At 69.5% G+C, this 15,312-nt stretch carries 14 protein-coding genes; 6 read left to right on the top strand and 8 right to left on the bottom strand.

Annotated features, from left to right (window positions below; translation table 11 throughout):
• The first annotated feature begins 65 nt into the window (after positions 1 to 65).
• From JN22_RS29910 to JN22_RS29930, 5 genes are read left to right on the top strand one after another with little or no spacing between them, the layout of a single operon-like run.
• A complete protein-coding gene (locus JN22_RS29910) occupies positions 66 to 737 on the top strand; it encodes an amino acid ABC transporter permease (RefSeq protein ID WP_085557559.1) in 672 nt (223 codons plus the stop codon).
• A gap of 2 nt (positions 738 to 739) precedes the next feature.
• A complete protein-coding gene (locus JN22_RS29915; protein ID WP_223677973.1) occupies positions 740 to 1,420 on the top strand; it encodes an amino acid ABC transporter permease in 681 nt (226 codons plus the stop codon).
• Complete coding sequence (locus tag JN22_RS29920; RefSeq protein ID WP_085557560.1) at positions 1,417 to 2,199, top strand: amino acid ABC transporter ATP-binding protein; 783 nt, start codon at positions 1,417 to 1,419, stop codon at positions 2,197 to 2,199. Before JN22_RS29915 ends, JN22_RS29920 begins: the two co-directional genes overlap by 4 nt.
• A gap of 10 nt (positions 2,200 to 2,209) precedes the next feature.
• Entirely contained in the window at positions 2,210 to 3,121 is a 912-nt protein-coding gene (locus JN22_RS29925) for an aminotransferase class IV (RefSeq protein ID WP_085557561.1), read from the top strand.
• The gene (locus tag JN22_RS29930; protein ID WP_085557562.1) at positions 3,118 to 4,512 is read left to right on the top strand and encodes an MmgE/PrpD family protein; all 1,395 of its coding nucleotides are present in this window, start codon (positions 3,118 to 3,120) and stop codon (positions 4,510 to 4,512) included. The genes JN22_RS29925 and JN22_RS29930 overlap by 4 nt, the downstream gene beginning before the upstream one ends.
• Before the next feature lie 49 nt (positions 4,513 to 4,561).
• On the opposite strand, the gene JN22_RS29935 is transcribed toward JN22_RS29930, so the two are convergent.
• The 8 genes from JN22_RS29935 to msuE form a co-directional block, all read right to left on the bottom strand.
• Entirely contained in the window at positions 4,562 to 5,824 is a 1,263-nt protein-coding gene (locus JN22_RS29935; RefSeq protein WP_085557563.1) for an SfnB family sulfur acquisition oxidoreductase, read from the bottom strand.
• A 36-nt stretch (positions 5,825 to 5,860) separates the two neighbouring features.
• The gene (locus JN22_RS29940) at positions 5,861 to 6,640 is read right to left on the bottom strand and encodes an ABC transporter ATP-binding protein (RefSeq protein WP_085557564.1); all 780 of its coding nucleotides are present in this window, start codon (positions 6,638 to 6,640) and stop codon (positions 5,861 to 5,863) included.
• Positions 6,641 to 6,661: 21 nt separating this feature from the next.
• A complete protein-coding gene (locus tag JN22_RS29945) occupies positions 6,662 to 7,984 on the bottom strand; it encodes an ABC transporter substrate-binding protein (RefSeq protein WP_223677974.1) in 1,323 nt (440 codons plus the stop codon).
• Between the two features lie 96 nt (positions 7,985 to 8,080).
• Positions 8,081 to 9,136, bottom strand: coding sequence for a branched-chain amino acid ABC transporter permease (locus JN22_RS29950; RefSeq protein WP_085557566.1), 1,056 nt, complete (start codon positions 9,134 to 9,136; stop codon positions 8,081 to 8,083).
• 3 nt (positions 9,137 to 9,139) lie between these two features.
• Complete coding sequence (locus JN22_RS29955; protein ID WP_085557567.1) at positions 9,140 to 10,027, bottom strand: branched-chain amino acid ABC transporter permease; 888 nt, start codon at positions 10,025 to 10,027, stop codon at positions 9,140 to 9,142.
• A gap of 3 nt (positions 10,028 to 10,030) precedes the next feature.
• Positions 10,031 to 10,870 (bottom strand): ABC transporter ATP-binding protein, encoded by an 840-nt coding sequence (locus tag JN22_RS29960; RefSeq protein ID WP_085557568.1) that lies wholly within the window; start codon positions 10,868 to 10,870, stop codon positions 10,031 to 10,033.
• 63 nt (positions 10,871 to 10,933) lie between these two features.
• Positions 10,934 to 12,043, bottom strand: coding sequence for a dimethylsulfone monooxygenase SfnG (gene sfnG, locus JN22_RS29965; protein WP_085557569.1), 1,110 nt, complete (start codon positions 12,041 to 12,043; stop codon positions 10,934 to 10,936).
• A 32-nt stretch (positions 12,044 to 12,075) separates the two neighbouring features.
• Positions 12,076 to 12,663, bottom strand: coding sequence for an FMN reductase (gene msuE / locus JN22_RS29970; RefSeq protein WP_085557570.1), 588 nt, complete (start codon positions 12,661 to 12,663; stop codon positions 12,076 to 12,078).
• Positions 12,664 to 12,957: 294 nt separating this feature from the next.
• Between msuE and JN22_RS29975 the strand changes: the two genes are divergently transcribed.
• Entirely contained in the window at positions 12,958 to 15,156 is a 2,199-nt protein-coding gene (locus tag JN22_RS29975) for an aliphatic sulfonate ABC transporter substrate-binding protein (RefSeq protein ID WP_223677975.1), read from the top strand.
• Positions 15,157 to 15,312 lie beyond the last annotated feature (156 nt).

Consider the following 15,312-nt stretch of genomic DNA (forward strand, 5'->3'; position numbering starts at 1 on the left):
TCATCCGCCCCCGGCCGGTCCGGGGGCGGTCTCGCAGCGCAGGAACGGGAGCGCAGGAACGCCTGATGGGCTATGTCTGGGATTTCTTCGCCGTCGCCCGCAACGCCGACATCCTGCTGGCCGGGCTGGGCCAGACGCTGCTGCTGTCGGTCTGCGGCATCGCTGTGGGGGTGGCGATCGGCGGCGTGCTGGCGGCGATGCGCCTGTCGGGCCGGCGGACGCTGTCCTGGCCGGCGCTGGCCTTCACCGAATTCTACCGCAACACGCCGCCGCTGGTGCATTTCTTCTGGTTCTTCTACGGCCTGCCGATGGCGTTCGGGCTGACCCTGCCGCCTTTCGCCGCCGCCCTGGCGGCGCTGGGCGTGCAGTCCGCCGCCTTCTTCGCCGAGGTGTTCCGCGGCGGCATCCTGTCGGTCGAGACCGGCCAGTGGGAGGCCGGGCGGGCGCTCGGCATGGGGCGGGCGCGGCTGATGCGGCGGATCATCCTGCCCCAGGCCGCCCGCCGGATGGCGGCGCCCTTCGTCGAACGCAGCTTCGAACTGGTGAAGACCACGACGCTGGCGGCGGCGCTGGCCTTCCACGAGACGATCTACAGCGCCATGGTGATCGTGAGCCAGACCTACCGCCCGCTGGAGGTCTATACGGTGGTCGCCGGACTGTTCTTCGTCGTCCTGTTCTCCGCCAGCCAGCTGGCCGAGTGGCTGGAGGCCCGCGGCCGCCGGGCGGGAGCGCGATGACGATGCCGACGATCAAGATGCCCGAGTTCCAGTTCGGCGAGGTCTTCGCCAACATCGACCTGCTTCTCGAAGCCTGCGGCCTGACGCTGGCGCTGTGGGCGGTGGCGCTCGCCGCCGGCCTGTCCGGCGGCCTGCTCGCCGGTCTCGCCCGCATCTCGCCGCGGCGCTGGATCGCCTGGCCGGCGCGCGGCTATGTCGAGCTGTTCCGCAACACCCCGGTGCTGGTCCAGCTGATCTGGTTCTACTACGCACTGCCGGTGCTGAGCGGCATCCAGCTGCCGGCCTTCGCCGCCGCCGCGCTGGCCCTGAGCCTGAACGCGTCGGCCTATTGCGCCGAGATCTATCGCGGCGGAATCCAGTCGGTTGCCGCCGGGCAATGGGAGGCGGGCCGGGCGCTCGGCATGGGGCAGCTGCGGCTGCTGCGCCGGATCATCCTGCCCCTGGCGGTGCGGCGCATGGTGCCGGCCTTCACCAACCGCGCGGTCGAACTCGCCAAGAACACCTCGGTCGCCTCGATCATCACCGTGCACGAGCTGATGTACACCGCAAGGCTGTTCAGCAGCCAGAACTACATCCCCATGGAAACCTTCACCGTCGTGGCCATGATCTATTTCCTGCTGATCTACCCCTTCACGCTGGCATCCTACGCGCTGGAACGGCGCTTCGCGGCGGGACGGGCATGACCGTGGCCGGCGACGTCGTGTTGCAGGTCGAGGATCTGCACAAGAGCTTCGGCTCCACCGAGGTGCTGAAGGGCATCGACCTTTCGGTGCGCCGGGGCGAGCGCATCGCGATCCTCGGTTCCAGCGGGTCGGGCAAGAGCACGCTGCTGCGCTGCCTGAACGTGCTGGAGATGCCGACCAGGGGGCGCCTGATCCTCGACGGCGAGGCGGTGGGCAAGCCGGCGGCGGGCGGCGCCACCCGCTATCGCGAGGCCGAGCTGAACCGCCTGCGGGCGCGGGTCGGCATGGTGTTCCAGCAGTTCAACCTGTTCCCCCACATGACCGCGCTGGAGAATGTGATGGAGGGGCCGCTGTCGGTGCTCGGCTGGCCGAAGGCCGAGGCGCGGCGGACGGCGCAGCGGCATCTGGAGCGGGTCGGCCTCGGCGGGAAGGCGGATGCCCATCCGGCCCGCCTGTCCGGCGGCCAGCAGCAGCGCGTCGCCATCGCCCGCGCTCTGGCGATGGACCCCGAAGTGCTGCTGTTCGACGAGCCGACCTCGTCGCTCGACCCCGAGCTGGTGGGGGAGGTTCTCGGCGTCATCAACGACCTGTCGGAGGACGGGCGGACCATGCTGCTGGTGACGCATGAGCTTGGCTTCGCCTATCACTTCGCCACCCGCATCCTGTTCCTGCACGAGGGCCGCATCCTGGAGGACGGCCCGCCCGAGCAGGTGCTGAAGTCCCCGCGCGAGGAGCGCACGCGGCGCTTCCTCGACCGTTTCACCGCATTCCGATTCTGACGGATTTCCCATGCAACTCACCGGCAAGGGCGCGCAGACGCCGCAAGACGACCACCGCAACGACGGGGTGCTGATCTGGCTGAACGGCCGGCTTGTCACGCGCGCGCGGGCCACCGTCTCCATCTTCGACGCCGGTTTCGGGCTGGGCGACGGGGTGTGGGAAGGCGTCCGCTATACCGATGGGCGCTTCGTCTTCCTCGACGATCATCTCGACCGGCTGGAGGCGGGGGCGAAGGCCATCGCGCTCGACATCGGCCTGTCGCGCGACGGACTGCGCGAGGCGCTGCAACAGACCATCGACGCCAACGGCATGACCGACGGCGTCCATATCCGGCTGATGGTCACGCGCGGCGAGAAGAGCACCATCCACCAGGATCCGCGCAATGCGCTGGGCCGGCCGACCATCGCCATCGTCGCCGAGCACAAGCTGCCCGACCCGCAGGTGAAGCGCGACGGGCTGGTGCTCGCCACCACGCCGGTGCGGTGCAGCCCACCGGACATGTTCGACATGCGGCTCAATTCGCACAGCCGCCTCAACCTCATCCAGGCCCTGCTGCCGGCCATCGCCGCCGGCGCGCAGGAGGCGCTGATGCTCGATCCCCACGGCTTCGTGTCGAGCTGCAACTCCACCAACCTGTTCTTCGTGTCGGGCGGAGCGGTGCTGACCTCGACCGGGCGCTACTGCTTCAACGGGATCACCCGGCGGAAGGTGCTGGATCTGTGCGCGGCACACGGGATTCCGGTGCGCCAGACCGATTTCACGCTGGCCGAGGCCTATGCCAGCGAGGAGGCCTTCGTCACCGGCACCTTCGGCGGCATCACGCCGGTGTCGCGGCTGGACGGACGGGCGATCGGGGGAAGCGGGCGCCCCGTGACCGAGCGGCTTTCCGCCCTCTACGAAGCGCTGACGCGCGCGCCATGACCACGCTGACGCGGCGGCTGGCCGATTTCGCGGCCGGGCTGGAGGTCGCGGACATTCCCGCCGACCTCGTCGGCAAGATCGGGCTGCACCTGCTCGACGCGCTGGGCTGCGGCCTTGCCGGGGCGGACACCGACCTGACCCGGCGCGTGCTGGCCGCCATGCGGACGGACTGTGCCGACGGTCCCTGTCCGGTGCTGGGCACCGGTGTTTCCCTTGCGCCGGCCGGGGCCGCCTTCGTCAACTCCACGGCGATGAACGCGCTCGACCATGACGACGGCTTCGAGGTCGACGGCAAGGGCATGGGGCATCCGGGGGCGACGCTGGTCGCCGCCGCGCTGAGCGGCGTGGCCGTGTCCGGTGCCGACGGCGCCACGCTGCTGGCGGCGCTTGCCGCCGCCTACGAGATCAACGCCCGCATCATCCTGTCGATCCAGCCGAGCCAGGAGCGGTTCCGGCAGGTCTATGGCGTGTGCCAGCACCAGTCGCTGGCGGCGGCGGCGGTCCATGGCCGCCTTCTCGGGCTCGGCGGCGCCGACCTCGCCAATGCCTTCGGTTTCGCCGGCACGCTGGCGCCGGTGCCGAGCCTGCGGCGCTACAATTGGGATGCCCGCCCGCTGGTGTCCTTCAAGGATTTCAACGCCCCGGCCACGGAGGCCGGCCTGCGCGCCGTCCGCTACGCCATGGCGGGGCTGGTCGGTGCCGCCGACGTGCTCGACGGGCCGACCGGGTTCTGGCGGATGATCGGGTCCGACCGCTTCGATCCCGATATCCTCTGCGACGGGCTGGGAGAGGTCTGGTGGGCGCGCAATGCCAGCGTCAAGCCCTATCCGGCCTGCCGCTGGATGCACACGGCGCTGGAATCCTTCGAGACGCTGCGCGACGCCCATGGGCTGGCGGCCGGCGAGATCGAGCGGATCGAGGTTCTGACCTCCGCCGGTCTGGCCCGCGACTTCATGGATGCGGCCCCCGCCACCATGGTCGATGCCCAGTTCAGCCTGCCCTACTGTCTCGCCTGCCTCGCGCTGGGGCTGCCGCCGGTGGACTGGCATGCCGCCGGAGCCCTCGCCGACGACGACCGCGCGGCAGTGGCCGCCCGTGTGGCGGCGACCGTCGATCCGGAGATCGACGGGGCGATGGGAGGGGAGACGCGCCGGCCCGCCGGACAGGTGCGGGTGCGGGCGCGCGGGCGCTGGTTCGAGGGGCCTCGGCTGTCCCATCCGCGCGGCTGCCGCGAGCGTCCGATGGACGATGCGGCCGTGATCGCGAAGTTCCGCGCCAACGCGGCGCGGGTGCTGGCCGAACCGGCGGTCGACCGCCTGCAAGCCGCCGTGCTGGGCATCGGAACGGCCGGCGACGCCCGCTGCCTCTTCCGGGATATGGCGGCGGCCTGACCGTCGGGACGATCCCCGGCCGCCGCCGCACCGATCCTCTTCCGTCGGCTCAACTCCAGGCATGGAGCGGCGGGTTGACGCCGTTCAGGGCGTGGTTGCCGAGGATGGCGTATTTCCAGCGCACCGGGTCATGCAGCGTGTGGGTGCGGGCGTTGCGCCAGTGCCGGTCGAAGTTATGTTCGGCCAGGACGGAGCGGGTGCCGGCCAGCTCGAACAGGGTGCTGCTGGCTTCCAGCGCGATTTCGGTGCTGAGGATCTTGGCCTCCGCTACGGCGAGCTGGGCCTTGGCGACCGTTTCGGCACCGGGGGCGGCGATGGCGGCATCCACCGCGAGGCCGGCCTTCTCCTGCAGGGCTTCGGCGGCGTGCAGCCGCAGCGTCAGGCGGCCGACCGCCTGGATGGTGTAGGGATCGTCCGAGGCGCGGTCCTGCCCGCTGTCCACCCAGGGGCGGCTGCGGCTGCGCACGAACTCCAGCGTGTCGCGGATCGCCGCCTCGGCGATGCCGTTGTCGACCGCGACCTGGATGATCTGGAAGATGGCGCCGTCGGCGGTCGGCGTCTCGTAGCCCTTGTAGCCGGGAACCAGATGGGTCTTCGGCACCTTGACCTTGTCGAGGATCACCGTGCCGCTGGCGGTGGTGCGCTGGCCGAAGCCCGACCAGTCGTCGATCACCGTCAGGCCGGGGGCGTTGCGGTCGGCGATGGCGTACCAGGCGCGGCCCTGACCGTCCACCGCGACGATGGGAACCAGATGGGCGAGCAGGGCGCCGGTCGAGTAGAATTTGCGCCCCGTCACCAGCACATGGTCGCCCTCGTCGGTGAAGCTCGTGGCGAAGTCGGCGGCGCGCTTGGTGCCGAATTCGGAGAAGGCGTTGCCGAAGCGGATGCCCGTCAGCACCTCGCCGAACAGCAGGCGCTGCTGCGCCTCGTCCGAGACGGTGCGGATGGCGGCGACCACGCCCAGATGGTTCTGCGAGATCTGCGACAGCGACGGATCCGCCGCCGCGACGATCTGCACCACCCTGGCAAGCGTCGCGTAGGAGACCTCCGGCCCGCCGAAGGCCTTCGGCACATTGATCGACCACAGGCCGCTCTGCGAGAAGGCGTCCAGTTCCGCCACCGGCAGGATGCGCTCGCGGTCGCGCTTCGACGCGGTGCCGACGACCTCGCGGGCCAGCGCCTCCGCCACCGCGATGGCTTCGGCGTCGTCCTTGATGACGTGGGCGGGCTTGGTGGGGCGGGGCAGGCCGGGCACGCCCTGCGGCGTGGCGTTGGCGGTTTTGGGGGCTGTGTCGAGAATGGCAGTGCTCATCGTCTCGTATCCTTTGTCGGTTTTGGGTTGGTCCGGTCAGGCGGCGGCAGGGGCGGCAGTGTCGGCGACGCCGAAGCCGAGGTAGAAGGCCTTGATGTCGTCGCGGTCGCGCAGGTCGGCGGCGGGGCCGTCCAGCACGGTGCAGCCGGTCTCAAGCACGCTGGCGCGGTCGGCGTGGCGCAGGGCGACGGTGGAATTCTGTTCGGCCACCAGGATCGATAGCCCTTCCTCGCGGTTCAGGCGCTTCAGCGCGGCGAAGATGCTCTCGACCACCAGCGGGGCGAGGCCCATCGACGGTTCGTCCAGCACCAGCAGCCGGGGCCGCGCCATCAGCGCCCGGCCGATGGCCGCCATCTGCTGTTCCCCGCCGGAGGTCAGGCCGGCGGGCGTCCCGCGCCGGTCGCGCAGGCGGGGGAACAGGGCGTAGATGCGCTCCAGCTCGGAGCGCAGGGCGGCGCGGCCCAGGCCGCGAACCTGACCGCCGACGACGAGGTTGTCCTCGACGGTCAGGGAGCGGAAGCAGTGCCGGCCCTCCAGCACCTGCACCAGCCCGGCGCGCACCAGCTCGGCCGGGCTGCGGCGGGTGACGTCCTCGCCGTCATAGACGATGGTGCCGGCGACGATCTGGCCGCGCTCGGCCGGCAGCAGGCCGGACAGCGCCTTCAGCGCGGTGGTCTTGCCGGCCCCGTTGGCGCCGAGCAGGGCGACGATCTCTCCCGTCCGCACGGTCAGGCTGACGCCCGACAGCGCGCGGATGGCGTGGTTGTAGGTCGCCTCGACCCCGTCCAGCGACAGCAGCACCTCGTGAATCGCCATGGCGGCGGGACTCCTCTGCGGTCAGTTGCTCGCCTCTTCGGCGGCGGGGTCGCGGACCTGGATGCCGTGCTCGGCGGCGTAGGCCAGCGACGATTTCTCGATGATCGGGCGCAGCAGCGCCCAGTCCGGGGCGATCCAGTCGGACACCACCTTCCATTTGGCGCCGTCCCACTGCTGGAAGGTGACGCGCCCCTCGCCCTCGTGGTTGGCGACGCTGACGTTGATGGAATGGAACAGGCCCTTGGCGCCCAGCGCCTCGACCCGCTTGGGGTCCAAACGCAGATGCTCGAAGCCCCAGCGCACCTCGTCGCCGGTCAGGGTGCGCTTGCCGAACTTGTCCTGGGCGATGCGCACCGCCTCGACATTCAGGATACCGTTCACGATCCCGAGATTGTGATAGACGCTGCCGATCCGCTTCTTGTCGTCGAGATTGCCCTTGCCGGCGCCGTAGACCGTCTTCGCGATCTCCTGCAGCACCGGATAGTCCGCACCCGACGCCTGGGTGGTGATGGCGGTGTAGCCCTTGGCGGCGTCGCCGGCCGGGATCACGTCCTCCTCGGAGTTGGACCAGACGTTGCCGATGATGCGGTCGGCGGGGAAACCGACCTTCTGCGCCGTCTTCAGCGCCACCGGGTTCATCACGCCCCAGCCGCGCAGGACGACGTAGTCGGGCTTGGTCCGGCGGATCGACAGCCATTGCGACTGCTGTTCGTTGCCGGGGTGCGGCACCTCGACCTGTTCGACCGAGAAGCCGTATTTCTCGGCCAGCAGCTGGTAGATCGGGATGGTCTCCTTGCCGTAGGGCGAGCCGTGGTAGAGCACCACGATCTTCTTGCCCTTCAGCTTTTCCAGCCCGCCTTCCCGCGTGCCGATGTAGTTCACGATGCCCGAGCTTTCGCTGTAGGGGTTCAGCAGCAGCGGGAAGACGTATTTGAAGACGCGGCCATCGGTGCTGTCGGTGCGGCCGTGGTTGACGGTGATCAGCGGAACCTTGTCGCGGCCGACATCGTCGATCATCGCATAGGCGATGCCGACCGACAGCGGGTTCCAGGCGGCGACGCCGGGGCGGTTCTTCTGCCGCTTGTAGCATTCGACGCCGCGTTCGACCTCGTATTGGGTCTCGCATTCGTCCCAGGTCAGCTTGACGCCGTTGACGCCGCCGTCCCGGTTGTTGACCAGCGTCAGATAGTCGATGAAGCCGCCGAAGAAGCCGGTGCCGCCGGCGGCATAGGGGCCGACGCGGTAGCTTTGCAGCGGGAAATACTGCTCGTCGGCCTGGGCGGCGGCGGGCAGCAGGGCGGCAGTGCCGAGTAGCGCGCCGAGCAGGGCGGCTTTCAGGGACAAGTTTCGGGTGTTCGGACGCGACATCTGGTGTGTCTCCGTTGGGATGGCTGTTTTTTGAAAAGGGGCGGGATGCCCCGGATTTTTTGGACGGGCCGCTCAGCTGGTCCGTCGGAAGCGTCCGGCGGCCCGGTTCCACAGGCGATCGAGCAGGGCGGTCAGGCCCGCCGGTTCGGCGATCAGGAAGGTGACGATCAGCAGGCCGAGTACGATGCGCTGGCTCATCTCCAGCACGCCGCTGTCGAACAGCCCGCCCAGCAGCGCCTCGCCCAGCCGGGCCAGCAGCAGCGGGAAGACGACGATCAGCGCCGCCCCCAGGAAGGCTCCGCGCAGCGAGGCCAGCCCGCCGATGATGACGATGAACAGGATCTGGAAGGAGCGGTCGAGGTTGAAGCCGGCCGGCTCCACCGTGCGCAGATAGGCGAAGGCCCACAGCACGCCGGCCACCCCGATGATGAAGGAGGAGACGGCGAAGGCCAGCAGCTTGACCCGCAGCACCGGGATGCCGATCACCCGCGCCGCCGTCTCATGGTCGCGCAGGGCGACGAGCGCGCGGCCGGTCGGGCTTTCCACCAGCCGCCACACCGCCAGCGTCACCGCCGTCACCACGCCGAGCGCGAACAGGTAGCGGCCGGCGGAGCTGTCGAGCGGCAGGCCGGCGACCGACAGCGGCGGCACCGTGACGATGCCGGACGGGCTGTCGTTGGAAAACCAGCCGACCTTGTTGAACACCCACTGCACGAAGAACTGGGCGGCCAGCGTCGAGACGGCGAGGTAGAAGCCGCGCAGCCGCAGGCTGGGCAGGCCGAACAGCAGCCCGACCGCGGCGGCGACGCCGCCGGCCAGCAGGATGTCCAGCAGGAAGGGCAGCCCCGGCAGGCGCAGCGCCAGATTGTAGGCGGCATAGGCCCCCACCGCCATGAAGGCGGAGGATCCCAGCGACACCTGCCCGGCATAGCCGGTCAGGATGTTCAGCCCCAGCCCGGCCAGCGCCAGCGCCAGGAAGGGCGTCAGGATGGCGTCGAACAGATACTCGCTGCCGACCAGCGGCAGGACGCCATAGGCGACGATCAGCAGGGCAGCGATGCCGAACGGGGCGGGGGAGAGGCGGCGCACCGTGCCGGTTCCGGACTTGTCGAGGGCGATGTCGGTCATGGCTCAGACCCTTTCCACCGGCTTGGCGCCGAACAGGCCGGAGGGGCGGATCAAGAGGAAGCCGAGGGCGGCGACATAGGCGATCCAACCCTCGATGCCGCCGCCGACGAAGGGGCCGACATAGACCTCTGCCAGCTTCTCCACCGCGCCGACGATCAGGCCGCCGACGATGGCCCCGGCGATGGAATCGAACCCTCCCAGGACGAGGACCGGCAGCGCCTTCAGCACCACCAGCGACAGCGAGAACTGCACCCCCAGCCGGGCCCCCCACAGCAGGCCAGCGACCAGCGCCACCACCCCGGCCGCGGTCCATACCGCGGTCCAGATGCGGTCCAGGCTCAGCCCCACCGCCAGCGCGGCGAGCTGGTCGTCGGCGACGGCGCGGAAACCGAGACCGATGCGGGTGTAGCGGAAGAACAGGGTCAGCGCCGCCACCATCGCCCCGGCCACCGCCGCGGCGAACAGGTCGAAGCTGCTGATCAGCACGCCGCCGATCTCCAGCGGCAGATCGTCGATGCCCAGATCCAGCCCATGCACCTGGGTGCCCCACAGCAGCTGTGCGGCTCCTTCGATGACGTAGGACACGCCGAGCGTCGCCATGAACAGGGTGATCGGAGGCTGGTTGACCAGCGGGCGCAGCACCGTGCGCTCGATCAGCGCGCCGATGAGCGTCATCGCCGCCAGCGTCAGCAGGATCGCCGCCCAGACCGGCAGGCCGCGCTCCGCCAGGCTGACGAAGGTCAGCGCCGCGAACAGCAGCAGCGCGCCCTGGGCGAAGTTCAGCACGCCGGAGGTCTTGTAGATCAGGACGAAGCCGATGGCGACCAGGGAATACATCACCCCCGACAGCAGGCCGCCGACCAGCACCTCGGTGAAGAATTGCCACTCCATGGCTCAGATGCCCTCTCCGGCTTCGAGGTCGTGGGCGACGCCGAGATAGGCGTCGATCACCACCGGGTCGTTGCGGATGTCGTCCGGCGTGCCGTCGGCGATCAGCCGGCCGTAATCCAGCACGGCGATGCGGTCGGACAGCCCCATCACGACGCCGACGTCATGTTCGATCAGCACGATGGTGGCGCCGAGATCGTCGCGGGCGGCGCGGATGTGGCCGCTGAGATCCCGCTTTTCGGTCAGGGTCATGCCGGCCATCGGCTCGTCCAGCAGCAGCAGGCGGGGCCGCGATACCAAAGCGCGGGCAAGCTCGACCCGCTTCTGGGTCCCGTAGGGCAGGGTGCCGGCCGGGCGGTCGCGGACATCGTCGAGATGCAGGAAGGCCAGCAGCTCCTCCGCCTTGGCCTGGGCCTCCGCCCGTTCCCGCCGGGCGGCCGGCAGGCCGATGACCTGGGCCAGCACCCCGGCGCGCAGCCGGTGCGACAGGCCGGCGGCGACGTTGTCCAGCACCGACAGCCCCTTGAACAGCGCCAGATTCTGGAAGGTGCGGGACACGCCGAGCGTCGCCAGCCGGTCGGTCGGCATGCTGGCGAAGCTGTGCCCGCCGAGCCAGACCCGGCCGCGGTCGGGCCGGTAAAGGCCGCTGACGACATTGAGCAGCGAGCTTTTGCCGGCACCGTTCGGACCGATGACCGCCCGGATTTCCCCCGGCGCCACGGCGAAGGAGATGTCGCTCAGCGCGGTGACGCCGCCGAAGGACAGCGACAGCGCCTCGACCGCCAGGGCGGACGGAACGTTCCCGTTCGCGGGCGGGACAACGGGTTCGGAAAGGACGGCCGGCATCGGCGCGCTCCGTTGAAAGGCTTCGGAAGGGGGGAGGCGACACCTCCCCCCGTGAGGATCGGATCAGGCGGCGACGGCTTTCCGCTCCCTGGCCGCTTCCAGCTCGCGGACTAGCGGGATGACGTGGCGGCCGAAATACTCGACCTCCTCCTGGAAATGCAGGAAGCCGAGCAGGACCAGATCGACGCCGATGGCCTTCAGCGCGACGATGCGCTCCGCCACCTGACGCGGCGTGCCGATCAGGTTGGTCTTGAAGCCGTCATTGTACTGGACGAGATCCTCGAAGGTGGATTTGGCCCAGTTGCCCTCGCGCTCCGGCGAGGCGTTGCCGGCATTCTGGACCTCGTGGTGGAAACCCTTCACCGCGTCCGGATCGGCCTTCTCCAGGATCTCGCTCAGGACGGCGCGGGCCTCCTCCTCGGTCTCGCGGACGATGGCGAAGGCGTTGACGCCGATCTTCGCGCGGTGGCCGGTGCCGGCCTCCTTGGCGCGGATGTCGTCGATCTGCGCCCTGATGCCGTCCGGCGTGTTGCCGTTGGTGAAATACCAGTCGGACACGCGGGCCGCCATGTCGCGGGCGGCGCGCGAGCTGCCGCCCTGGAAGATCTCCGGCAGCGGGGCCAGCGGCTTCGGCTTCAGCGTGTAGTTCTCGAAACGGTAATGGGCGCCGTTGAAGGAGAAATCGTCCTCCGACCAGACGCCGCGGATGACGCGGATGAACTCCTCCGACCGGCGGTAGCGCTCGTCATGGTCCAGCCACGGCTCGCCGATCGCCTGGAACTCGCCGCGGAACCAGCCGCTGACGATGTTGACGGCGATGCGGCCCCTGGTCAGATGGCTGATGGTGGCGACCTGCTTGGCCAGCAGGGCCGGATGCCAGGGGCCGGGCAGCACCGCGGCGATGACGTTCAGCTTTTCGGTCGCCGCCAGCAGGGCATGGGTGAAGGCGACCGATTCATGCTGGTTGTCGGCGCCGTAGCCGGCGGTGAAGCGGATCTGGCTCAGCGCATACTCGAACCCGGCCTGCTCGGCGATCTGCGCCAGCTTGCGGTTGTAGTCGATGTCCCAGCTTGTGCGCTGCTCGATCTTGCTGATGACGAGGCCGCCGGACACGTTCGGAACCCAATAGGCGAACTTCACGGCGTCGGAATTGGCAGTCGTGGTGGCGGTCATGGCGAAGTCTCCGGGAGCGGAAGAAGGGAGGATCAGGCGGCGACCAGGGGCGCGGCGGCCAGGGAAGCGGTGGGAGCGGCCAGCCGGCCGAGGGCGGCGATGCGCACCGCCTCGTCGGCGGCGCGGGCGGCGCGGGCGGCGATCTCCGGGCTGGTCAGGCGGTAGTCGGTGAAGTCACCGTCCTGGGCGAAGATTCCGGTCGGCACCGTGTGGGCCAGGAAGAAGCCGAACAGCGGGCGCAGCTGGTGTTCGATCACCAGGGCGTGGCGCGGGCTGCCGCCGGTCGCGGTCAGCACCACCGGCACGCCGCCCAGCGCGTTCGGGTCGATGAAGTCGATCAGATGCTTGAACAGCCCGGTGTAGGAGCCTTTGTAGACGGGCGTGCCGACGACCAGCAGGTCGGCGCCGGCGATGGCGGCCAGCGCCTCGGCCACGCGCGGCGGGATCGCCTTCGGGTCGGTCAGCGATCCCAGCTCCGGCGCCAGTTCGCCGATCACGATGTCGGTGCGATGGATGGAAAGCTGTGCCTCCACCCCCTCGACCACGGCATCGATCAGGGCACGGGTGCGGGACCGGGCGCCCAGATTGCCGGAAACGGTGACGACCTTGATCTTGCCCATTTTACACAAGCTCCAGTGCGGGAATGTCCGGAGCCATAGGGGCAAGCTGTGTGCCAAGTCAGTAGAATATTGAAATCATTTATGAAGTTATGTAGCGGGCAACGAGGATCCGCTTCAAAGGCAGCAGCCGTCACGCCGCCGCTGCTGCACATGCAGCAGGAATCATGTAAAACACACAAGTAGACAAGATGTATAACATAAATAGTTTGTAATATTGAATCTATTTCCATATTGATACACTGGGGAATGTTCGGGGTGACCCGACGATGCCCGCCTCAGGAAGCAGGTGCCGCCATGACCAGGATCCCGCCCAGTGACCGCTGGCCCGCCGCGACAGCCTTCGACGCCGTTCCCCGTCCGGGGCCCGGCCTGTCCTCCTGCCGGTTCGACGCCGCCGCCTTGCCCTCCGTCGTCGTGGGCCAGGACGGGAGTTGCGGACCGGGCATCGACGCCGCCGGTTACGAACAGCGCCGCATCGTCGCCTTCGACCCGGCCAGCCGCGCCCGCAAGCCGAAGATCCGCGCCACCGCGATGGTGTTCGAGGATCCGCAGTCGCAACGGCTCCAGGCCGATCTCGACCGGCTGGCGCCCAGCGACGCCACCGTGCTGATCATAGGCGAAACCGGTACCGGCAAGGAACTGGTCTCACGCTATATCCACAGCCGCAGCCGCCGGGCCGACGGCCCGTTCGTCGCCGTCAATTGCGGCGCCTTCAGCGACACGCTGGCCGAGGCCGAACTGTTCGGCTTCGAGAAGGGGGCCTTCACCGGCGCGCTGAAGACCCAGGCCGGCTGGTTCGAGGCCGCCCATGGCGGCACGCTGCTGCTGGACGAGATCGGCGACCTGCCGCCCGCCCTTCAGGTCAAGCTTCTGCGCGTGCTGCAGGAGCGCGAGGTGGTGCGCGTCGGCTCGCGCAAACCCATTCCCATCGACGTCCGCGTCATCGCTGCCACCAACGTCGATCTGGAGGCGGCGGTGGAGGCCAGGCGCTTCCGCGAGGATCTGTATTTCCGCCTGAACGTCGCCTCGGTGCGGCTGGCGCCGCTGCGCGAGCGGCCGGGCGACATCCCGCCGCTGGCCCGGCATTTCCTCGACCTCCACAAGGAACGGCTCGGCCGGCCTGAGCTGTCGCTGAGCGTGGAGGCGCTGCGCCGGCTGGCCCGGTGCCCCTGGCCGGGCAACATCCGCCAGCTGGAGAATGTGCTGCACAACGCGGTGCTGCTGGCGCCCGGTCCGGAGATCGGCGCGGACGACGTCCGCCTGCGCTGCGAGGGGCATGGTCAGGGCCAGGGCCGGGCATCGGGTGCGGCGGAGCCGCCGCCCAGCGACCTTGAGGGGGCGGTGAAGGCGCTGGTCGCTCGCGCCATCGCCGACGGGGAAGCCGACCTGTATGAGCGGCTGGTCCGCACCGCGGTGCGCAGCGCCTTCGAACTGGCCGACGGCAACCAGATGCGGGCGGCGGAAAGCCTGGGCATGACCCGCAACGCCTTCCGCACCCAACTGGCCCATCTCGGCGCCATCGCGCCGCGGCGGCGGTCCGGTGCCGCGGAACCGGGGGAGGAGCGGGCTTCGACGCCCTCCCTGCCGGCCCATTCTTCCCTGCCGGCCCGGCTGCCTGTCCGGCTTGTGGATCTGCCGATCGGCTATCAGAAGTTCGGCACCTCCGGCATCCTGAAGATGCGCGGCGCCGTGGAGCAGCGGCTCGCCGCCCATGGCTACCGCGTCACCTGGACCGAGTTCGTGTCCGGCCCGCAGATGATGGACGCGCTCGGCAGCAAGGACGTGGAGTTCGTGGCGACCGGGGAGGCGCCGCCGGTCTTCGCCCAGGCGGCCGGCGTGCCGCTGGTCTATGTCGGCTACGACCCGCCGGCCCCCAATGCCGAGGCGCTGCTGATCCGCCATGACAGCCCTTTCCGCAGCACCGCCGACCTGCGCGGGCGGACGGTGGCGCTGCACACCGGGTCGAACGTCCATTACTTCCTGCTGCGGGCGTTGCAGGCTTATGGGCTGAGCCTGGACGACGTGCGCATCGTCCATATGCAGCCGGCGGCGGCGCTGGAGGCGCTGCTCGACGAGATGGTGGACGCCTGGGCGATCTGGGATCCGCTGCTCTCCTCGGCCCAGATCCGCGACGACACGCGGGTGCTGACCGACGGCAGCGGGCTGGTGCCGAACCACCAGTTCTACCTCGCCAACCAGAGCTTCGCCGACCGCAACCCGGAAGCCGTCGCCATCCTGCTCGACGAAGTGGGCAAGGCCGGCGAGTACGCCGCCCTCCACGCGGCGGAGGCGGCGCGCAGCATGACGCGCGACCTCGGCATCGACGCCCCGGCGCTGGAACTGGCCTTCAGCCGGCTGACCTACGGGGCCAAGCCGCTGGACGACCGGGCGGTGCGGCGCCAGCAGGCGGTGGCCGACAGCTTCCACGCCTCCGGTCTGCTGAAATCCAGCATATCGGTGCGCGAAGCCGTGTGGTCGGGGAACTGGGCCTAGCGGGCCCTCTGTGAAACCGGCGCTGCCCATGCAGCAATTCCCCGGCGGCAGCTGTTGCAATTGCAGCGCAACCGCCGGGGAGGGGATTCGCCAATCATCTGGAAACAAAGAAAAAACCGGTTTGGCACCGATGTTGCGCTTATCCGGCAGACCCTG

The organism is Azospirillum agricola, assembly GCF_020005195.1.
Taxonomy (GTDB): domain Bacteria; phylum Pseudomonadota; class Alphaproteobacteria; order Azospirillales; family Azospirillaceae; genus Azospirillum; species Azospirillum agricola.